The organism is Xanthomonas arboricola (genome assembly GCF_003353015.1).
GTDB lineage: Bacteria > Pseudomonadota > Gammaproteobacteria > Xanthomonadales > Xanthomonadaceae > Xanthomonas > Xanthomonas arboricola_E.
In genome coordinates, this window is the sequence record NZ_QREM01000008.1 from 101080 (window position 1) to 120232 (window position 19153).

Here is a 19153-nt window from a genome sequence, read left to right on the forward strand (position 1 = left end):
GGCGGCTGGCCCTGCCCCGGCCAAAAGCGTACAATTTCGGTCCGCTTTAAGGTTTCTTGCCGTCCTCATGTTGCGCGTTACCAAACTCACCGATTACGCCACCGTCGTGTTGACCGTCCTGGCAGCGCGCTGCGGCCAGGTGCTCAGCGCCAGCGAACTGGCCGAGCAGGCCGGCCTGGAAGCGCCGACCGTTAGCAAGATCCTCAAGCCGCTGTCGCAGGCAGGCCTGGTCGAAGGGCTGCGCGGCGTGCATGGCGGCTACCGGCTGGCGCGCGCGGCCAGCGAGATCACGCTGGTGGAGATCGTCGAGGCGATGGAAGGCCCGCTGGCGATCACCGAATGCAGCCAGGACCACAGCCAGTGCGGCATCGCGCAGACATGCGGGGTGCGCTCCAACTGGCGCCTGATCAACGACGTGGTCGGCGACGCGCTGCGTCGCGTCACGCTCGCACAGATGTTGCAGCCCCTCTCTCTCCCTGGCGACGGCCGTCGGCGTTCCATTGCCGCACGCGTCGCGACCACCTGACCCTGTAGGCAGCCCGATGGCCACCGAACTTGCACCCCCGCAGAATGCCGAAATTATCGAACGGCTGGGCCGACGCTATGACGCCGGCTTCATCACCGACATCGAGTCGGACTCGCTTCCGCCCGGCCTGGACGAGGACGTCATCCGCGCCTTGTCGGCCAAGAAGGACGAGCCGCAATGGATGACCGACTGGCGGCTCGAGGCCTATCGGCACTGGCTGAAGATGCCGATGCCGGAATGGGCGAAATTGAAGGTTTCGCCGATCGATTTCCAGGCATTGAGCTATTACTCCGCGCCCAAGGGCCCGAAGTACGCCTCGCTGGACGACGTGCCCAAGGAGCTGCTCGACACCTACGACAAGCTCGGCGTGCCGCTGCACGAGCGCGCCCGGCTGGCCGGCGTGGCGGTGGATGCGGTGTTCGACTCGGTCTCGGTCGGCACCACGTTCCGCAAGGAACTGGCCGAAAAGGGCGTGATCTTCTGCTCGATGTCCGAGGCCATCAAGGAACACCCGGAGATCGTCAAGCAGTATCTGGGCAGCGTGGTGCCGGTCGGCGACAATTATTTCGCCGCGCTCAACTCGGCGGTGTTCTCCGATGGCAGCTTCGTGTTCATCCCGAAGGGCGTGCGTTGCCCGATGGAATTGAGCACCTATTTCCGCATCAACGCCGGCCACACCGGGCAGTTCGAACGCACCCTGATCGTGTGCGAGGACAAGGCCTATGTGTCGTATCTGGAAGGCTGCACCGCGCCGATGCGCGATGAGAACCAGTTGCACGCGGCGGTGGTCGAGCTGGTGACGCTGGAAGATGCCGAGATCAAGTATTCGACCGTGCAGAACTGGTATCCGGGCGACGAGGAAGGCCGTGGCGGCATCTACAACTTCGTCACCAAGCGTGCCGAGTGCCGTGGTGCGCGCAGCAAGGTCACCTGGACCCAGGTCGAAACCGGCTCGGCGATCACCTGGAAGTATCCCTCCTGCGTGCTGCTCGGCGACGATTCGGTCGGCGAGTTCCATTCGGTGGCGCTGACCCATCACCGCCAGCAGGCCGATACCGGCACCAAGATGATCCACATCGGCAAGCGCACCAAGAGCAAGATCGTCAGCAAGGGCATCAGCGCCGGGCGCGGGCAGAACACCTATCGCGGCCTGGTCAAGGTGGACCGCAATGCCGATGGCGCGCGCAATTACACCCAGTGCGATTCGTTGTTGATCGGCAAGCAATGCGGCGCGCACACCTTCCCCTATATCGAGGTGAAGAATCCCGGCGCCACCGTCGAGCACGAGGCCACCACTTCCAAGATCAGCGACGACCAGCTGTTCTATTGCCGCGCGCGCGGCATCAGCCAGGAAGACGCGGTGTCGCTGATCGTCGACGGCTTCTGCAAGCAGGTGTTCCGCGAGCTGCCGATGGAGTTCGCGGTGGAAGCCAAGAAGCTGCTGGAAGTCTCGCTGGAAGGCAGCGTCGGCTGACGCCGACGGAATCGGGAGTGGGGAATGGAGAATCGGTATCGGTTCTCTTTCCTGCCCCTTGCCGCGCAAACGTCTCGCATTACCCATTCCCTATTCTCGATTCCCTATTCCCATGCTTACGATCAACAACCTCTACGCCAGCATCGCCGGCAAAGACATCCTCAAGGGCCTGTCGCTGGACATCCAGCCGGGCCAGGTGCACGCCATCATGGGGCCCAACGGCGCCGGCAAGTCCACGCTGGGCAATGTGCTGGCCGGGCGCGACGGCTATGAAGTCAGCGAAGGCAGCGTGCAGTTCGAAGGCAGGGACCTGCTTGAGCTGTCGCCGGAAGAACGCGCGGCAGCCGGCCTGTTCCTGGCCTTCCAGTACCCGGTGGAGATCCCCGGCGTCAACAACACCTACTTCCTGCGCGCAGCACTCAATGCACAGCGCAAGGCGCGTGGCGAGGACGAACTGGATTCGATGCAGTTCCTCAAGCTGGTGCGGCAGAAGCTGGCCGTGCTGCACCTGAAGGACGAGCTGCTGCACCGCGGCGTCAACGAAGGGTTCTCCGGCGGCGAGAAGAAGCGCAACGAGATCTTCCAGCTGGCCGTGCTCGAACCCAAGCTCGCCATCCTGGACGAGACCGACTCTGGCCTGGACATCGACGCGCTCAAGAGCGTGGCCGACGGCGTCAACGCGCTGCGCTCGCCGGAGCGTTCGTTCCTGGTGATCACCCACTATCAGCGCCTGCTCGACTACATCACCCCGGACGTGGTGCATGTCCTGGCCGAAGGCCGCATCGTGCAGAGCGGCGGCCCGGAACTGGCACTGGAACTGGAAAAGCATGGCTACCACTTCCTCAAGGACCGCGTGGTGCCCGAGGCGGCTGCCTGATGAGCGCCCTGCTGGAATCCCTCGCCCGCGGCTTTTGCGGTAACGATGCGCGCCGGGTCGAACTCGATGCCGCGCTGCAGGCCGGCCTCCCAGGCCCGCGCGCCGAAGCCTGGAAATACACCTCGCTGCGCCAGCTGGAGCGGCGCAGCTTCCAGCCCGCGCCGCTGGTGCCGACGTTGATCGATGCCGCGTTGCTGGACGATATCCCGTCGCCGCGACTGGTGTTCGTCAACGGCCGCCCGTCCGACGCATTGAGCGACTTGTCGACGCTGCCGGACGGCGTGCGGCTGGACACCCTGTCCGCGTCGCTGGCCGCCGGCGACGAGGCGCAGCAGTTGCTTGGCCGCCGCTTCGAAGGCAGCGATGAAATCTTTGCGCGCCTCAATGCCGCGCTTGCCGACGAGGGCGTGCTGGTGCGCGTGCAGGACGGCGCGCAGATCGAGGCGCCGCTGCACCTGGTCTTCATCGCCGTGGCCGGCGAGCATGACCTGTCCTGGCATCACCGCCACCTGATCGAACTGCGCGCCGGCGCGGCGCTGAACGTGGTCGAGCATCACCTGCATGTCGGCGATGCCGCGCATCTGCACAACAGCCTGATGCATGTCCATCTGGCCCAGGATGCAGTGCTGTCGCATGCGCGCGTGCAGGCCGACAGTGCGCACGCAACGGCGCTGTTGCGCACCGATGCGGTGCTCGCGCGCAATGCGCGCTACCAGCGCGTGGATCTGGAACTGGGTGCCAACCTGTCGCGCCACGAGCTCAACGTGCGCCTGGAAGGCAACAACGCCCAGCTCACCGCCAATGGCGTGCTGCTCGGCAACGGCCGCCGCCACGTCGATACACGCCTGGGTATTGCGCACATCGCACGCGACACCGCTTGCGAGCTGGTCTGGCGCGGCGTGGGCGCCGATCGCAGCCGGGTGGTCTTCCACGGCGGCATCAACATCCGTCCCGGCGCCGATGGCACCGACGCGCGGCTGTCGAGCAAGAATCTGCTGCTGTCGTCCAATGCCGAGATCGATACCCAGCCAGTGCTGGTGATCGATGCCGAGGAAGTACAGGCCGCGCATGGCGCCACCGTCGGCCAGCTCGACGACAATGCCTTGTTCTATCTGCGCTCGCGCGGCCTGCCGCAGGCCGAGGCGCAGCGTCTGTTGAGCGCCGCGTTCTGCCACGAGCCGCTGCGCATGCTGCCCGGCGCACTGGGGGCGGTGCTGGCGCTGCAGCTGGACCGCGCACTGGCCTCGGCAGGCGTGGCATGAACGCGCCTGCCGCCACGCACCTGGCCGCGCCGGACTGGGAGCGCGTGCGCTCGGACTTCCCGTTGTTGATGCGGCAGGTGCACGGCAAGCCGCTCATCTATTTCGACAACGCAAACACCGGGCAGAAGCCGCTGCAGGTCATCGCCGCGACCGACGAGTTCTATCGTCGCCAGAACGCCAACGTGAGCCGCGCGGTGCATGCGCTGGGCACCGAGGCCACCGATGCGTTTGAAGGCGCGCGCAGCAAGCTGGCACGCTTTCTCAACGTGCGCGCCGACGAGCTGGTGCTGTGCAGCGGCACGACCTTTGCAATCAATCTGGTCGCCTATTCCTGGGCGCTGCCGCGCCTGGGCGCCGGCGATGTGATCCTGATCTCGCGCATGGAGCACCACGCCAACATCGTGCCGTGGCAGCTGGTGGCGCAGCGTACCGGCGCCACCATTCGGGTGGCAGAGATCACCCCGGACGGTGCGCTGGATCTGGACGCGCTGCGCAAGGCGATGACGCCACAGGTCAAGCTGCTGGCGATCACGCATGTGTCCAATGTGCTGGGCACGGTCAATCCGGTGCGCGAGATCTGCCGCGAGGCGCGCAAGCGCGGCATCGTCACCGTGGTGGACGGCTCGCAGGCCGCGCCGCACCGGCGTGTCGACGTGGCGGGCATCGGCTGCGACTTCTACGCCATCACCGGCCACAAGATGTGCGGGCCGACCGGCACCGGCGCATTGTGGGCGCGCCGCGAACACCTGCAGGCGATGCCGCCGTTCCTGGGCGGCGGCGAGATGATCAAGGAAGTCAGTTTCGACGGCACCGTATTCAACGAGGCCCCGCACAAGTTCGAAGCCGGCACGCCCAACATCGCCGGATTCATCGGCCTGGGCTCCGCGGTCGATTACCTGGAATCGGTCGGCCTGGCGCACGTGGAAGCGCGCGAGGCCGAGCTGCTGGCGCACTTCACCGAGGAACTGCAGCGCATCGACGGTCTGCGCATCTTCGGCACCGCACCGGACAAGGCCGCAGTGGTGTCCTTCCTGGTCGAAGGCGCGCATGCCCACGACCTGGCCACCCTGCTCGACCTGGAAGGCGTCGCAATCCGCTCGGGCCAGCATTGCGCGCATCCGCTGCTGCAGTACTACGGCGTCGCCGCCACCTGCCGCGCCTCGCTGGCGTTCTACAACACGCACGACGAGATCGAGCGCTTCGTTGCTGCGCTGGTGAAGGTGCGTCGCCTGCTGGGTTGATTGGAATCGGGAATCGGGAATGGAGAATCGACAAAGCGGCTGTTCCGCATACTGATGCAGTTCGACACGTTGGAAATAGCTCATCGAGCGGCGCAACGCTTTTTCCCGATTCCCGATTCCCGATTCCCGATTCCCGATTCCCNCCGCATACTGATGCAGTTCGACACGTTGGAAATAGCTCATCGAGCGGCGCAACGCTTTTTCCCGATTCCCGATTCCCGATTCCCGATTCCCGATTCCCGATTCCCGATTCCCGATTCCCGATTCCCGATTCCCGACTCCCGACTCCCGCTAAACTGCTCCCCATGCAGACCACCACCTTCCGCACCGCCACCGTCGACGATATCGACGCCCTCGTATCGCTGGTGACGTCGGCCTATCGCGGCGATGTCAGCCGGGTGGGCTGGACCACCGAGGCCGACTTGCTCGACGGCGCGCGGATCGATCCTGCGGTGCTGCGCGAGGATCTGCTGCGCGATCGCAGCCTGGTGCTGCTGGTCGAACAGGACAAGCGCCTGCTGGCCTGCGCACATATCGCCGACGACCACGGCGCCGGCTACTTCGGCATGTTTGCGGTCGACCCCGCGCTGCAGGGCAGCGGGCTGGGCAAGACGCTGCTGGCCGAGGCCGAGCGTATCGCCTACAGCGAGTGGCAGCTGCCGGTGATGCGCATGACGGTGATCGACATCCGCACCGAGCTGATCGCGTTCTACGAGCGCCGCGGCTATCGCCGCACTGGCATCACCAAACCGTTCCCGTATGGCGACGCGCGCTTCGGCGTGCCGCTGCGCCAGGACCTGCGCTTCGAGGTGCTGGAAAAACCGCTCGGCGGCGCAGCGCCATGAGCGACACCTGGACCTACGTCTGCGCCAGCGAGGCGCTGCTGCCCGGCGAGCTGCAGACCGTCTGGGACGAGGTGACCGATGCCCCGATCGTCATCTTCAACCTCGACGGCGAGCTGTACGCGCTCGAAGACCGCTGCAGCCACGAAGACTACGAGTTGTCGCCGGGCACGTTCGACCCGGCGGAAGGCAGCATCGAATGCCTGCTGCACAGCGCCCGCTTCGACATCCGCGACGGCCGCCCGCTGTGCGCGCCGGCCTACACCGCGGTACCGAAATTCCCGGTCAAGCGCGAACACGGCGGCATCTGGACCCGCGACGACCGCTGACCGCGGCTGCACCCGCGCCTGATACGACGCCGCGGGGCCGGTCGGGGCGGGTTCCGCACTCTCGATCCGGTACGGCAGGCAGTCCAGCAGCCCGCGGATCCGCGCTGCAGCAGCCGCACTGCCATGCAAGGCAAAGCGCGGCCGGACGCGACCAGGGCACGCCGGCCCGCCAACGGTGGCCGGACCAATCTCCTTGCACCCCCGCGCTGCTGGCGCCGTGGACTGACGCGTCACGCAGCGCCCATGTCCCTGCGCACGGCAGCGCTCGACAAAGATTGCAAAGAAGAATGATTTGCATTTAAGATCGCAGCCCTTCAGGCCTTCTTAACAACTGGCCTGCCCTGCGATCCCATGCGCCCAGCTCTGCCCGACACGTGTTGCCTGACCTTGCCCCGCATGCGCCCTGCTGCGCAGCGCCTGCCTGTGTCCGCACACTGGTCGGGGCAACTGGCCGCCTCGGGCTAGCGGGCGCGCAGTTTCCGCCTTCCCATCCCGCATCCGCCGAGCCATCGCCAGGCCGGAGCCTCGCTTCCTCTTCGAGACGCCTCATGACTCCCAAGATCTCCCCGCTCACCTCGGCCGTGCTGCTGACGCTGTCCGCTCCTGCCTTCGCCCAGCCTGGCGATGCGCCGGCTCCTCCGGGCGCGGTCGATCTGGACGCCATCCGGGTGCAGCAGGAACGCGCGCAGAAGCCGTCCTCGCCCAAGTACACCGAGGCACTGCTGGACACGCCGCAGACGATCACCGTGGTCACCAAGCAGACCATGGACCAGCAGAACCTGCTGTCGCTGCGCGACGTGCTCAGCACCCTGCCCGGCATCACCTTCGGCGCCGGCGAAGGCGGCGGCGGCTATGGCGACAGCATCAACCTGCGCGGCTTCACTGCCAGCAGCGACATCACCACCGATGGGGTGCGCGACAGCGCCCAGTACAGCCGCAGCGACACCTTCAACCTGGAAGCGGTGGAGCTGATCAACGGCGCCAACTCGGCCATGTCCGGCGCCGGCTCGGTCGGCGGCAACATCAATCTGGTCACCAAGACCGCCGGCCAGGGCGACTTCACCAATGTCGTGGTTGGTGGCGGCAGCGACCGCTATGGCCGGCTCACCGCCGACAGCAATTACGATTTCGACAACGGCACCGCCGTGCGCCTGAACGCGATGGGCCACACCCAGGACGTGCCGGGGCGCGATGAGGAATTCCGTCATCGCTGGGGATTTGCGCCGTCGGTGGCTTTCGGCCTGGGCTCGGATACCCGCTTCACCCTGAGCTACCTGCACCAGCACGACAACAACCTGCCGCAGTACGGCGTGCCGTTCGCGCTCAGCCCGTTCAACGACGGTCCGCTGCCCGGCGTGGACCCGCAGACCTTCTTCGGTTACCGCAATACCTCGCGTCAGGAAATCGACGTGGACATGCTGACCGGCGTGCTGGAAATGGATTTCGACGACAACCTCAAGCTGCGTAGCCTGGCGCGTGTGCAGCGCGTGGACCAGACCACCAATGCCACCGCACTGCAGGGCACCTGGTGCCTGCCCAACGGCACCGACCCGTACACCGGTCGCGCCTGCGTCGGCCAGCCGGCGGCCAGCTGGAATCCGAACAGCGGCCCGCGCGGCCTGGTGCGCGAGACGGAAAACTTCATCGCGCATAGCCAGACCGACCTGACCGCCACCTTGCACACCGGTGCCATCGAGCACCGCGTGGTCGCAGGCGTGGCCTTCAGCAAGGAAGACTTCGAACTCGACAGCGGCACCAGCTTCCGCAATGCCGATGGCTCCACCACCGGCATCACCTATCCGCTGCAGTCCTTCGACAATCCGTACAACATCTGGACCGGCCCGCAGAATTACGTCCGCACCGGGCACAGCAAGGGTAGCCTGACCAACCAGGCGATCTATCTGTTCGACACCCTGCAATTCAACGAGCAATGGATGCTCAATCTGGGCGGTCGCTACGAGCACAACGAAGGCGACAGCACCACCTACACCGTCAATGCCGCCGGCAACGTCACCGGTGTGAGCGCGGGCTTCCCGGCCAGCAGCGAAGAGGACCTGTTCTCCTATCGCGCCGGCCTGGTGTTCAAGCCGGCCGAGAACGCCAGCCTGTACCTGTCCTACGCCAACAGCAAGACGCCGTCCAAGGCCTCGGTCAACGGCTCGTGCACGCCGATCGCCACCGCTACCGCCGGTGCCAACTGCAATGTCGAGCCGGAGACGGCGGTCAACATCGAACTGGGCGGCAAGTGGGACGTGCTGGACCAGCGCCTGGCGCTGACCGCTGCGCTGTTCCGCAACGAGCGCGAAAACTACAAGGTCAACAGCGGCGATCCGCTGATCCCCGAGCAGGTGCTGGACGGCAAGGCGCGCGTGGACGGCATCGCGCTTGGCGCCGCCGGTTACCTGACCGAGCGCTGGTCGATCTTCGCCAACTACACCTTCCTGGACAGCGAAGTGCTGCAGAGCGTGTCCAACCGCACCGAAAGCCTCACCGGCGACCCGGTGGCCGGGCGCGAGCTGGTGCAGACCCCGCGCAATGCCGGCAACATCTGGACCACCTATACGCTCAACCAGTGGACCTTCGGCTACGGCGTCACCTACCAGGGCGGTTTCTATCCGAACAATTCCTCGGCGGCCGCCTACATCAAGACCGACGACTACTGGGTACACCGCGCGATGGTCGGCCTGCGCGTCAACGACTGGCTCAGCCTGCAGTTGAACGTCAACAACCTGTTCGACGAGGAGTACTACACCAGCGTGCGCAACAACCTCACCGTCAACGCCGCAGGGACCGTCACGGCGGGCAATGGCTGGGCGCTTCCTGGCGAAGGTCGCTCGGCGGTGTTGAGCGCCACCTTCAGTTTCTGACCCACTGACACGCCGTCCGCATGCCGCGGGCGGCGTGGAGACCACCGCATGCTGCTGCCCATTCCCGATGTCCTCACCCCCGCACAACTCGGCACGTTGCGGGAACGGCTGGACGCGGCCGACTGGGCGGATGGCCGCATCACTGCCGGCCACCAGTCCGCGCAGGCCAAGGACAACGCGCAGTTGCCCGAAGACGGCGCGGTGGCGCGCGAGGCCGGCGCGCTGGTGCTGGAGGCGCTCGCGCGCAACAGCACGTTCTTTTCGGCAGTGTTGCCGCGGCGCATCTATCCGCCGCTGTTCAACCGCTACAGCGGCGGGCAATCGTTCGGGTATCACGTCGACAACGCGATCCGTTACGACCGCAGTCGCGGCGGCGCAGATCCCATCCGCACCGACGTCTCCGCTACCTTGTTTCTCAGCGACCCGGACAGCTACGACGGCGGCGAACTGGTGATCGAAGACACCTACGGCACGCAGTCGGTGAAGCTGCCGGCCGGGCACATGGTGATCTATCCCGGCACCAGCCTGCACCGGGTGATGCCGGTGACCCGCGGCGCCCGCGTGGCGTGTTTCTTCTGGACGCAAAGCATGCTGCGCGACGATGCGCAGCGTCGCCTGCTGTTCGAACTGGATGTGTCCATCCGGCGGCTCACCCAGGACACCCCCGGCCATCCGTCGCTGGTCCAGCTCACCGGCGTGTACCACAACCTGTTGCGGCAATGGGCCGATGTCTGAGCCCGCACTGGACCCCGCGCAGCTGATCGAGCTGCTGCGCACCCATCCCGATCGCGCGATCGCACGGCTGCGCAAGGCCGCCGAGCGCCAGGATCAGGCGGCGCAACTGCTGCTCGCGCAGCTCTACGCCGAGGGCCGCGGCATCCCCGCCGATCCGGCCATGGCGATGCTGTGGTACGAAGTGGCCGCCAATGCCGGGCATCCGGAAGGGATGAACCAGCTGGGGCGTTGCCATGAACTGGGCTTCGGCACCGCCTGCAACGAGGTGCTGGCGGCGTTGTGGTATCGCCGCGCCGCCGAGCATGGGCTGGACTGGGGCATGTACAACCTGGCGCATCTGCACGCCTCCGGGCGTGGCGTGGCGCAGGATCATGCACAGGCGCTGGCGCTTTATCGCACGGCCGCCGAACGCGGGCATGCCAAATCGATGAATTTCCTGGCGCGCTATCTCGACCAGGGCCTGGCCTGCGTTGCAGACCCGATCGCTGCGCACCACTGGTATCGCCGCTCTGCCGAAGCGGGCGATTTTCGCGGCCAGGCCAGTTACGCCACCTTGCTCGCAGACGGTGGCGACATCGACCAGGCCGAGCGCTGGATGCGCCGTGCGATCGCCGGCGGGCATGCCGGCTTCCTGCGGCAGCTCACCCCGTTGCTGGCCAGTGCAACGCAACCACGTCTGCGCGCCTTGCTGAGCGAAGTGGAAGCGCGGCAATCGCAATTGCAGCCGCCGCTCGCAGCGGATGTGGCCTGAGCGCGCCATGTCGTCCACCAACGCCACCAACGCCATTGCCCAGCAACGCCGTGGATTCTGGCTGCGCATGCTGCATCAATGGCACTGGATCAGTTCGGCGCTGTGCCTGGTCGGCATGCTGCTGTTCACCGTCACCGGGCTGACCTTGAACCATGCCGCGCGCATCGAAGCCAGCCCGTCGACCCAACAGCGCACGCTGACCCTGCCGCCCGCGTTGCTCAAGACCCTGGGCGCGCGCCGGGAAGGCGATGCACCGCTGCCGCCGCGCGTGGCGCAATGGCTGGGACGCGAGCTGGAGATCAGCATCGGCGCGCGCAACGGCGAATGGTCGGCCGACGAGGTGTATCTGGCGCTGCCGCGTCCTGGCGGCGATGCCTGGCTGAGCCTGGACCGCAGCACCGGCGCGATCGAATACGAGCGCACCTCGCGCGGCGCCATCGCCTATCTCAACGACCTGCACAAGGGCCGCAATGCCGGGCCGGCCTGGGGCTGGTTCATCGACGTATTCGCCATCGCCTGCCTGGTGTTCTGCATCACCGGGCTGTTCCTGCTGCATCTGCATGCGCGCCAGCGCCGCATGACCTGGCCGCTGGTCGGCCTGGGCCTGCTGATTCCGTTGCTGCTCGCCCTGCTGTTGATCCACTGACCTTTCTACCGGAGACGATCATGCGCGCCACCCTGACCATCGCCCTGAGCGGCCTGCTCGCCATGCCGGCGTACGCGGCCACGCTCGACATCAACGTCGAGATTCCCAAGCTCAACGTCGCCGAGTATCACCGCCCGTATGTGGCGATCTGGCTGGAAGGCGCCGACCAGAAGGTCGCCGCCAACCTGGCGGTCTGGTATCAATCCAAGGACACCGCCGAAGGCCATGGCACCAAGTGGCTGCCGGACCTGCGCCAGTGGTGGCGCAAGAGCGGACGCACCCTGGAGGTGCCGGTCGACGGCGTCACCGGCCCCACCCGTCCGGCCGGCGCGCATGCGCTTTCCTTCAGCGATACCAAGGGCGCGTTGAAGTCGCTGCCGGCCGGCCAGTACACGCTGGTGGTGGAAGCCGCGCGCGAGGTCGGCGGCCGCGAACTGGTCAAGGTGCCTTTCAGCTGGCCGGCAAAGACGCCGCAGAACGCCAAGGCCAGCGGCAGCAGCGAACTGGGCGCCGTCAGCCTGGTCGCCAAACCGTGACGCCTGGCGTCGGCCGGTAGCGCGGGCAGCTTGCGCCCTGCCCGGCTGGCGCCAGTTGCAGCCGCTTCAGCAGATCGTCTCCCGCTTTTTTTGTCCCACGCATCCAGCCAGCGCGGCGACGCGCGCTGATCAGACACGTGCCCACCGCCCTTATCATCCTTCAAGGAGTTGTCATGCAACGTTCGCTCGTCCTGGTCGCCCTGCTCGCCGCACTGCCGGCCACCGCACTCGCCCACAAGGCCTGGCTGCTGCCGTCGCAGACCGTCATCGCCGGTGAGGCCCCGTGGATCACCGTGGATGCGGCAGTGTCCAACGACCTGTTCTACTTCAACCATGTACCGCTGCGGCTGGACAACCTGAGCATCACCGCACCCGATGGCAGCGCGCTCAAGCCGGAAAATCCGGCCACCGGCAAGTACCGCAGCGTGTTCGACCTGCAGCTCACCCAGCCCGGCACCTACAAGCTCGCCATCGTCAATGCCGGCCTGTTCGCCAGCTGGAAGGAAGCCGGCAAGCCCAAGCGCTGGCGCGGCAACGAAGCCGGCTTCGCCACCGAGGTGCCGAAGAACGCACAGGATTTGCAGGTTTCGCAGTCCTTCAATCGCGTGGAAACCTTCGTCACCCGCGGCGCGCCGACCACCACCGCGTTCAAGCCCAGCGGCAAGGGCATCGAGCTGGTGCCGGTCACCCATCCGAACGATCTGGTCGCCGGCGAAGCGGCGCAGTTCACGCTGCAGCTGGATGGCAAGCCGGCGGCCGGGCTGGAGATCGAGATCGTGCGCGGCGGCACCCGCTATCGCGATGCGCAGAACGAGATCAAGCTCACCACCGATGCCAAGGGCGGCTTCAGCGTGACCTGGCCGGAGGCCGGCATGTACTGGCTGGAGACCGGCAGCGAAGACAGCAAGACCTCGCTGCCGCAGGCCAAGCAGCGCCGCCTGGGCTATGTCGCCACGCTGGAAGTGCTGCCGCAGTAATCTGCCGGCACGCGGCAGGAGCGCGCACAGCGTGCATCCTGCCGCCCCATCTTCAGACGATCCGTCCATGCCCGTACCGTCTTCCTCCGACCACGCCATTGCCACGCTCGGCGGCCGCAGCATGGGCACCACCTGGAGCGTGAAGCTGGTGGCGCCGCGCGGACGCGATCTGCACCCCTTGCACGCGTGCATCCAGGCCGCACTGGACCGCGTGGTTGCGCAGATGAGTACCTGGGAAGCCGATTCGGACATCAGCCGTTACAACCGCGCACCGCCAGGCAGCTGGCACCGCCTGCCCGACGAATTCCACGCGGTGCTGAGCACCGCACTCGAGATTGCACAGGCCAGCGATGGCGCCTTCGATCCCAGCGTCGGCCCGATGGTCGAGCTATGGGGTTTCGGCGCTGCCGGCGGGCGTCAGCGCGTGCCGACAGCGGAGGCGATCGCATTGGCCAGCCTGCGCTGCGGCTGGCAGCGCCTGCAGCTGGATGACATGCGCGTGCTGCAGCCGGGCGCAGCGGCGCTGGATCTGTCCGGCATCGCCAAAGGGTTTGGTGTGGACTGCGTGCATCGCGCCTTGCTGCAGTCGGGGATCGACAGTGCATTGATCGAGGTCGGCGGCGAACTGTTCGGCTACGGGCGCAAGCCCGATGGCAGCGCCTGGCGCGTGCTGGTCGAATCGGCCCCCGATGAAGACGCCGGTGCCGGACTGCCGCCACGGGTGCTCGCCCTGGACGGCGTCGCCGTGGCCACCTCCGGCGATCGCTGGCATCGCTTCGAAAGCGGCGGCCAGCGCTACGCCCACACCTTCGACCCGCGCACCGGGGCGCCGCTTCCGCATGCGCCCGCGGCGGTCACCGTGCTGGCCGCCAATGCCATGCAGGCCGACGCCTGGGCCACCGCCATGAGCGTGCTCGGGACCGATGCCGGGCTCGCCTACGCGCACAACGCCGGGCTTGCGGTACGTTTCCTGACGCGCCACGCCGACAGCCTGCGCGAAACCATGAGCCCCGCATTCGAACAGCGCCTGGCCGCATCATGACGGCTGCACGTTCACGCGTCTGGCTGGGAAATGCAGCATTGCTGCTCGCCCTTGCTGCAATCGCCGCATGGCTTGCCAGCCTGCACGCAGGCACATGGTGGAGTGCACCCACCCCGCAGCGCTGGCGGTGGGCGGCACTGGGCGCGACGGTGTATGCCGCGGCGTGCACTGCCGTCTTTGTCCGCAGCCGCCATCGGGCCGGCGCGGCGAACGCAGACAACGGCGGCATGCTGATTGCCTGGGCAAGCCAGACCGGATTCGCACGCGAGCTTGCCGACCGCAGCGCAGCTGCACTGCAAACGGCCGGCATCGGCGCGCAGGCGCTTCCGCTGGAAGCGGTGGACGCCGACTTGCTTGCCCGCGTGCCGCGCCTGTTGTGCATCGTCAGCACCACCGGCGAAGGCGATGCGCCGGATCATGCGCAGGCCGCCGAACGTCGCTGGCTCGCCGGCAACGCGCAGGATCTGGCCGCCGTGCACTACGCGGTCCTGGCCCTGGGCGACCGCCGCTATGCACAGTTCTGCGCATTCGGCCGTCGCATCGACGCCGGCCTGCAGGCGCGCGGCGGCACGCGCCTGTTCGAGCGCATCGACGTCGACAACGCCGACCCGCGCGCCTTGCTTGCGTGGCAGCAACGCCTGGCAGAACTCACGCCGGCGCTGGCGCGCCCGCCCGCCTGGAGCGTGCCGACCTATGCGACCTGGCAGCTGCGCGAGCGAGTGCACGTCAATCCTGGCAGCGCCGGCGCACCGATCCATCGGCTACGGCTCACGCCCCGCGACGGCGCGTTGCCACCATGGAGCGCCGGCGATATTGCCGAGATCGCGCCGCAGAATGCTCCTGAGCAAGTGGAAGCCTGGTTGCAGCGGCACCGCTGCGATGGCGCGCAGATGGTCGATGGCCGTGCGTTGCGCGACTGGCTCGCGAGCGCGCAGCTGCATGCAGATGCAGATGTAGATGCATGCACTGATGCATGTGGGGATGCAGATGCATCTGCAGACACAGCGATGCCGCCTGCAAAGCTGGCGGCAATGGTGCGCAACCTGGTCGCGCTACCGCATCGCGAGTACTCGCTGGCATCAATCAGCGACGAAGGGCATGCCGAACTGCCTGTCTCTCCTACACATCTAGANCCGCCTGCAAAGCTGGCGGCAATGGTGCGCAACCTGGTCGCGCTACCGCATCGCGAGTACTCGCTGGCATCAATCAGCGACGAAGGGCATGCCGAACTGCTGATCCGCCAGCATCAGCAGGATGATGGACAGCTGGGGATCGGCAGCGGCTGGCTGTGCGTGCATGCGCCTGTCGGTGCCGCCATCGCATTGCGATTGCGCAGCAACCCGGGATTCCATCCACCCGCACCAGGGCGACCCATGCTGCTGATCGGCAATGGCACCGGCATCGCCGGCTTGCGTGCACACCTGCGCGCGCGCATCAACGCCGGCGCGCGCGACAACTGGCTGATCTTCGGCGAACGCAATGCCGCATACGATGCGCTGTATGCCAACGAGCTGCAGCAGTGGCAACAGGACGGCTGGATTGCACGGATGGACCTGGTGTATTCGCGCGACGGCACATCTTCAGTACGTTACGTACAACACGCGCTTGCTGCCGCTGCCGAGACCCTGCGCCAGTGGATCGACCACGGCGCCTGCATCTATCTCTGCGGCAGCCTGCGCGGCATGGCACCCGAAGTGGACCGCACGCTGGACGCCATCCTGGGCGCAGCGGCCAGACAGGAACTGCTGCGGAGCGGGCGCTACCGGCGCGACGTCTACTGAGCGGACGCATCCAGATTTCAGGCAGCTGCCCTGATCAAGCAGAAGTGCCGCCGCGGTCTGTTCCAGGCTGGCAACCATGCGCCCTGCACAATTCTTCAGTCGCCCTGAAGGCCCGCTACCGCCAACCCCTTGAACCGGGCCCAGCACAGCTCACCAATCGACTGTGCGGCTACCTGGCAGGCGCGGCCGATGCGCGGCATCCTCACCGCGACGCATACACTGCGTTCCCCGCGCGCCGCCCCCGTCCACCCGACGCCTGCGCGCTACGCTCCATCAGCCGCACTAACCCGGATCGCCAGCAACTCACCGCCGCCATCCAGCACGTAGCGGGTCCGCGTCGACGCACTCAGCCACGCGGTATCGCCGGCCGCCAGTGCCGGCAAGCCACTTTCGCGCCCGAAGCTGGCCTGGCCGGCAAGCAGATGGATCGCCCAGGCACTGCCCGGGTCTGCGAAAAACACCATGGTGCCGACCAGTGGCCGATGCAGCAGCTCGGCCTGCAGCAGATCGCGTCGCCACATCAGATTGAAATCCTGCGTCGGCCCGTCCAGCAACACAGCACGCACGGCCTCTTCGCCGGCAAACCGCACGCGTTGATAGGGCGGCAGTAGCTCGACCCGACGCCCGCTTGGCGCAGGATTCGCACCGAAGTGCAGATGCATGCCATTGCCCCGCAGCAGCACCAGCTCACGATCGATGCCCAGGAATGCGGAAAACGCGGCATCCTGCTCGATCTCGGCGATCGACAGGCGCAGTGCCCATTGCTGTGCATCTCCGAGCCGCAGAATCTCGCGCGTCCAGCCCAATTGATTGCGCCACCGCTCGCGGCGGTACTCGGTGGCCGGAATCACCCGGCTGCTCAGGTCGGTGGGCTGCATCGGCGCATTGTGCCTGAAGCGCTATCCCCGGGCGTGGGCTGGTCACGGCTCCGCACATCCGCACGGGGAGAACGTCTTCTCATCCAAGCCGATACGGCCGCGCAGGCATTTGCCCTGTAGCCCTTCCACTACGCCAGCAGTGCGCTGCGCCCGGCTCAGATCCGCCCAACGAAAAACGCCCGGCTGCACATCCAAGTGCAACACCGGGCGATTCCACGTCCTTGTCGGCTTCCAGCCATCCCCCGGACATCCTGTCCAGTTAGGTTGCGGCCACGCATCCTCGCGTCGAACCGTATCTCGGATCCTTTCCCCTTAACGCCGTCCCACCGGTTTCACCGCCGCCCCCTTGGCAGCCTTCTTGGCGGGAGCCATCGTGGCTCCTACTTCGATCAGGTCGCGATTCCGTTCGACCGTCTTGAGTCCGATGCCCTTGACCAGTGCCAGTTCCTCGGCACTTTTGAAGGGACCGTTTGCCTGACGGTGCTCGACGATTGCCTCGGCTTTTGATCGCCCGACATTCGTCAGCACCTTGTCCAATTCCTCAGCAGACGCGGTGTTGATATCGACCTTGTCGAGTGCATATGCATTCGAGGACAACAGCAACGCCAGTAGCAGGGACTTCAGGACTACGGTAAATGACCTCATTGCAACGCTCCTTGTGGCTTGGGTGATGGTCCTAGCCAGCATTCCTGCCGGCGGAGCCAGTGTCCCGCGCCACATGCAGCAATCCTATCGCCAACGAACTTTTCACACAGCCGGTGAACTGCGCGCCGCCTTGTAGGGAAATACCTACCCCCAGGCACGGGCGTAGAATGCGCTGCTACGTCACGTATTCGGAGTCTCCATGGACAGCGCCAAGATCGACCAATTCATCAGCGACACCTGGGACCGCGAGATCGTCCCGCAATTGGTCGATTACATCCGCATCCCCAATAAATCGCCGATGTTCGACGCCGACTGGGTTGCGCACGGCTATATGGAGCAGGCCGTCACCCTGATGGAAACCTGGGCGCGCGCGCAGGCGATCGAGGGCATGCAGGTCGAGGTGGTGCGCCTGGAAGGACGCACGCCGTTGATCTTCATCGAGATTCCGGCTACCGGCACCGCGTCGGGCGACGACACCGTGCTGCTGTACGGCCACCTCGACAAGCAGCCGGAAATGACCGGCTGGGATGCCGACCTCGGCCCATGGGAGCCGGTATTGCGCGACGACAAGCTGTACGGGCGCGGCGGCGCAGACGATGGCTATGCGATCTTCGGTTCGCTGGCGGCAGTGCTGGCGCTGCGTACCCAGGGCCTGCCGCACGCGCGCTGCGTGGTGCTGATCGAAGCCTGCGAGGAATCCGGCAGCTACGACCTGCCGGCCTATGTCGACCATCTGGCCGCACGCATCGGCAAGCCGTCGCTGGTGGTGTGCCTGGATTCGGGCTGCGGCAACTATGAGCAGTTGTGGTGCACCACCTCGCTGCGCGGGCTGACCGGCGGCAACCTGAGCGTAAAGGTGCTGGAGGAAGGCGTGCATTCGGGCGATGCTTCCGGCGTGGTGCCGTCCAGCTTCCGCCTGCTGCGCCAGCTGCTGTCGCGGATCGAGGACGAAGCCAGCGGCCGCATCCTGCTGGACGGACTGCATGTGGAAGTGCCGGCCGAACGGCTGGCGCAGGCCAAGGCCGCGGCGGCGACGCTGGATACCGCCATCTTCGACAAGTTCCCGATGGTCGAGGGCCTGGTGCCGATGCATGACGACCTCACCGAGCTGGTGTTGAACCGCACCTGGCGCCCGGCGCTGTCGATCACCGGTGTGGATGGCATGCCGCCGCTGGCGTCGGCCGGCAACGTGCTGCGTCCGCAGACCGCAGTGAAGCTGTCGCTGCGGCTGCCGCCGACCGCCGACGGCAAGGCCTGTGGCGAACTGCTCAAGGAAGCGCTGCTGCGCGATCCGCCCAACGGCGCCCAGGTGACGCTGGAGCTGGAAAAGGCCTCGTCCGGCTGGAATGCGCCGGCGATGGCGCCGTGGCTGGAAAAGGCCATCGACGACGCCAGCCTGGCGTTCTTCGACAAGCCGGCGATGTACATGGGCGAAGGCGGCTCGATCCCGTTCATGGGCATGCTGGGCGAGAAGTTCCCCGGCGCGCAGTTCATGATCACCGGCGTGCTCGGCCCGCATTCCAATGCGCATGGCCCGAACGAGTTCCTGCACATCCCGATGGGCAAGCGGGTCACGGCCTGCGTGTCCAAGGTGATTGCCGAGCATCACGCCGCCTGCCTGCGCGGCGAGACCAGCGGCTCGCCGGTGGCGGCCGACAGCGGTACCCGGCATGGCGGGCATGGCTGCTGCTGATTGACGCCTGGGCCGCCCCGCGCATGTCGGGGCGGCCCAGCGCATCGCCAT

The 19153-nt window shown here is 66.6% G+C and carries 18 protein-coding genes; 16 read left to right on the forward strand and 2 right to left on the reverse strand.

Going from position 1 to position 19153, the window contains the following annotated elements:
* Nucleotides 1-67: 67 nt before the first annotated feature.
* The 15 genes from C0541_RS08400 to C0541_RS08470 all read left to right on the forward strand — a co-directional run bounded on the left by C0541_RS08400 (nucleotide 68) and on the right by C0541_RS08470 (nucleotide 15886).
* On the forward strand, nucleotides 68-526 hold the full coding sequence (locus C0541_RS08400; protein WP_104535922.1) for an SUF system Fe-S cluster assembly regulator: 459 nt from the start codon (nucleotides 68-70) through the stop codon (nucleotides 524-526).
* Between the two features lie 16 nt (nucleotides 527-542).
* Nucleotides 543-2000: a Fe-S cluster assembly protein SufB gene (gene sufB / locus C0541_RS08405; protein ID WP_115047562.1), complete on the forward strand. Its 1458-nt coding sequence runs from the start codon at nucleotides 543-545 to the stop codon at nucleotides 1998-2000.
* A gap of 112 nt (nucleotides 2001-2112) precedes the next feature.
* Entirely contained in the window at nucleotides 2113-2877 is a 765-nt protein-coding gene (sufC, locus tag C0541_RS08410; protein ID WP_115047564.1) for a Fe-S cluster assembly ATPase SufC, read from the forward strand.
* The gene (sufD, locus tag C0541_RS08415) at nucleotides 2877-4139 is read left to right on the forward strand and encodes a Fe-S cluster assembly protein SufD (RefSeq protein WP_115047566.1); all 1263 of its coding nucleotides are present in this window, start codon (nucleotides 2877-2879) and stop codon (nucleotides 4137-4139) included. Before sufC ends, sufD begins: the two co-directional genes overlap by 1 nt.
* Nucleotides 4136-5380: a cysteine desulfurase gene (locus C0541_RS08420; RefSeq protein ID WP_115047568.1), complete on the forward strand. Its 1245-nt coding sequence runs from the start codon at nucleotides 4136-4138 to the stop codon at nucleotides 5378-5380. Before sufD ends, C0541_RS08420 begins: the two co-directional genes overlap by 4 nt.
* 305 nt (nucleotides 5381-5685) lie before the next feature.
* Nucleotides 5686-6225: a GNAT family N-acetyltransferase gene (locus C0541_RS08425; RefSeq protein ID WP_115047571.1), complete on the forward strand. Its 540-nt coding sequence runs from the start codon at nucleotides 5686-5688 to the stop codon at nucleotides 6223-6225.
* On the forward strand, nucleotides 6222-6551 hold the full coding sequence (locus C0541_RS08430) for a non-heme iron oxygenase ferredoxin subunit (RefSeq protein WP_115047573.1): 330 nt from the start codon (nucleotides 6222-6224) through the stop codon (nucleotides 6549-6551). Before C0541_RS08425 ends, C0541_RS08430 begins: the two co-directional genes overlap by 4 nt.
* A gap of 548 nt (nucleotides 6552-7099) precedes the next feature.
* On the forward strand, nucleotides 7100-9418 hold the full coding sequence (locus tag C0541_RS08435; protein WP_115047575.1) for a TonB-dependent receptor: 2319 nt from the start codon (nucleotides 7100-7102) through the stop codon (nucleotides 9416-9418).
* 48 nt (nucleotides 9419-9466) lie between these two features.
* A complete protein-coding gene (locus C0541_RS08440; RefSeq protein WP_115047577.1) occupies nucleotides 9467-10153 on the forward strand; it encodes a Fe2+-dependent dioxygenase in 687 nt (228 codons plus the stop codon).
* A complete protein-coding gene (locus C0541_RS08445) occupies nucleotides 10146-10904 on the forward strand; it encodes a tetratricopeptide repeat protein (RefSeq protein ID WP_115047579.1) in 759 nt (252 codons plus the stop codon). Before C0541_RS08440 ends, C0541_RS08445 begins: the two co-directional genes overlap by 8 nt.
* A 7-nt stretch (nucleotides 10905-10911) precedes the next feature.
* Nucleotides 10912-11550, forward strand: a complete 639-nt coding sequence (locus C0541_RS08450) for a PepSY-associated TM helix domain-containing protein (RefSeq protein WP_115047581.1) — start codon at nucleotides 10912-10914, stop codon at nucleotides 11548-11550.
* Between the two features lie 20 nt (nucleotides 11551-11570).
* On the forward strand, nucleotides 11571-12086 hold the full coding sequence (locus C0541_RS08455; protein WP_115047583.1) for a DUF2271 domain-containing protein: 516 nt from the start codon (nucleotides 11571-11573) through the stop codon (nucleotides 12084-12086).
* 173 nt (nucleotides 12087-12259) lie between these two features.
* Entirely contained in the window at nucleotides 12260-13063 is an 804-nt protein-coding gene (locus C0541_RS08460) for a DUF4198 domain-containing protein (protein WP_115047585.1), read from the forward strand.
* Between the two features lie 67 nt (nucleotides 13064-13130).
* Nucleotides 13131-14105, forward strand: coding sequence for an FAD:protein FMN transferase (locus C0541_RS08465; RefSeq protein WP_161959974.1), 975 nt, complete (start codon nucleotides 13131-13133; stop codon nucleotides 14103-14105).
* Entirely contained in the window at nucleotides 14102-15886 is a 1785-nt protein-coding gene (locus tag C0541_RS08470; protein ID WP_115047587.1) for a flavodoxin domain-containing protein, read from the forward strand. Before C0541_RS08465 ends, C0541_RS08470 begins: the two co-directional genes overlap by 4 nt.
* A gap of 263 nt (nucleotides 15887-16149) precedes the next feature.
* Here the strand turns inward: C0541_RS08470 and C0541_RS08475 are convergent, their stop codons facing one another.
* Nucleotides 16150-16764, reverse strand: coding sequence for a HutD/Ves family protein (locus tag C0541_RS08475; protein WP_193725898.1), 615 nt, complete (start codon nucleotides 16762-16764; stop codon nucleotides 16150-16152).
* A gap of 312 nt (nucleotides 16765-17076) precedes the next feature.
* Nucleotides 17077-17451, reverse strand: coding sequence for a ComEA family DNA-binding protein (locus C0541_RS08480; RefSeq protein ID WP_321186573.1), 375 nt, complete (start codon nucleotides 17449-17451; stop codon nucleotides 17077-17079).
* A 157-nt stretch (nucleotides 17452-17608) separates the two neighbouring features.
* Here C0541_RS08480 and C0541_RS08485 point away from each other — a divergent pair, with 157 nt between their 5' ends.
* The gene (locus C0541_RS08485) at nucleotides 17609-19102 is read left to right on the forward strand and encodes a M20 family metallopeptidase (RefSeq protein WP_115047589.1); all 1494 of its coding nucleotides are present in this window, start codon (nucleotides 17609-17611) and stop codon (nucleotides 19100-19102) included.
* The last annotated feature ends 51 nt before the right edge of the window (nucleotides 19103-19153 follow it).

Excerpts from the sequence above, each read along its gene's own strand:
- C0541_RS08400 (WP_104535922.1), top strand. The coding sequence starts at position 68 with ATGTTGCGCGTTACCAAACTCACCGATTACGCCACCGTCGTGTTGACC.
- sufB (WP_115047562.1), top strand. The coding sequence starts at position 543 with ATGGCCACCGAACTTGCACCCCCGCAGAATGCCGAAATTATCGAACGG.
- sufC (WP_115047564.1), top strand. The coding sequence starts at position 2,113 with ATGCTTACGATCAACAACCTCTACGCCAGCATCGCCGGCAAAGACATC.
- sufD (WP_115047566.1), top strand. The coding sequence starts at position 2,877 with ATGAGCGCCCTGCTGGAATCCCTCGCCCGCGGCTTTTGCGGTAACGAT.
- C0541_RS08420 (WP_115047568.1), top strand. The coding sequence starts at position 4,136 with ATGAACGCGCCTGCCGCCACGCACCTGGCCGCGCCGGACTGGGAGCGC.
- C0541_RS08425 (WP_115047571.1), top strand. The coding sequence starts at position 5,686 with ATGCAGACCACCACCTTCCGCACCGCCACCGTCGACGATATCGACGCC.
- C0541_RS08430 (WP_115047573.1), top strand. The coding sequence starts at position 6,222 with ATGAGCGACACCTGGACCTACGTCTGCGCCAGCGAGGCGCTGCTGCCC.
- C0541_RS08435 (WP_115047575.1), top strand. The coding sequence starts at position 7,100 with ATGACTCCCAAGATCTCCCCGCTCACCTCGGCCGTGCTGCTGACGCTG.
- C0541_RS08440 (WP_115047577.1), top strand. The coding sequence starts at position 9,467 with ATGCTGCTGCCCATTCCCGATGTCCTCACCCCCGCACAACTCGGCACG.
- C0541_RS08445 (WP_115047579.1), top strand. The coding sequence starts at position 10,146 with ATGTCTGAGCCCGCACTGGACCCCGCGCAGCTGATCGAGCTGCTGCGC.
- C0541_RS08450 (WP_115047581.1), top strand. The coding sequence starts at position 10,912 with ATGTCGTCCACCAACGCCACCAACGCCATTGCCCAGCAACGCCGTGGA.
- C0541_RS08455 (WP_115047583.1), top strand. The coding sequence starts at position 11,571 with ATGCGCGCCACCCTGACCATCGCCCTGAGCGGCCTGCTCGCCATGCCG.
- C0541_RS08460 (WP_115047585.1), top strand. The coding sequence starts at position 12,260 with ATGCAACGTTCGCTCGTCCTGGTCGCCCTGCTCGCCGCACTGCCGGCC.
- C0541_RS08465 (WP_161959974.1), top strand. The coding sequence starts at position 13,131 with ATGCCCGTACCGTCTTCCTCCGACCACGCCATTGCCACGCTCGGCGGC.
- C0541_RS08475 (WP_193725898.1), bottom strand. The coding sequence starts at position 16,764 with ATGCAGCCCACCGACCTGAGCAGCCGGGTGATTCCGGCCACCGAGTAC.
- C0541_RS08480 (WP_321186573.1), bottom strand. The coding sequence starts at position 17,451 with ATGCTGGCTAGGACCATCACCCAAGCCACAAGGAGCGTTGCAATGAGG.
- C0541_RS08485 (WP_115047589.1), top strand. The coding sequence starts at position 17,609 with ATGGACAGCGCCAAGATCGACCAATTCATCAGCGACACCTGGGACCGC.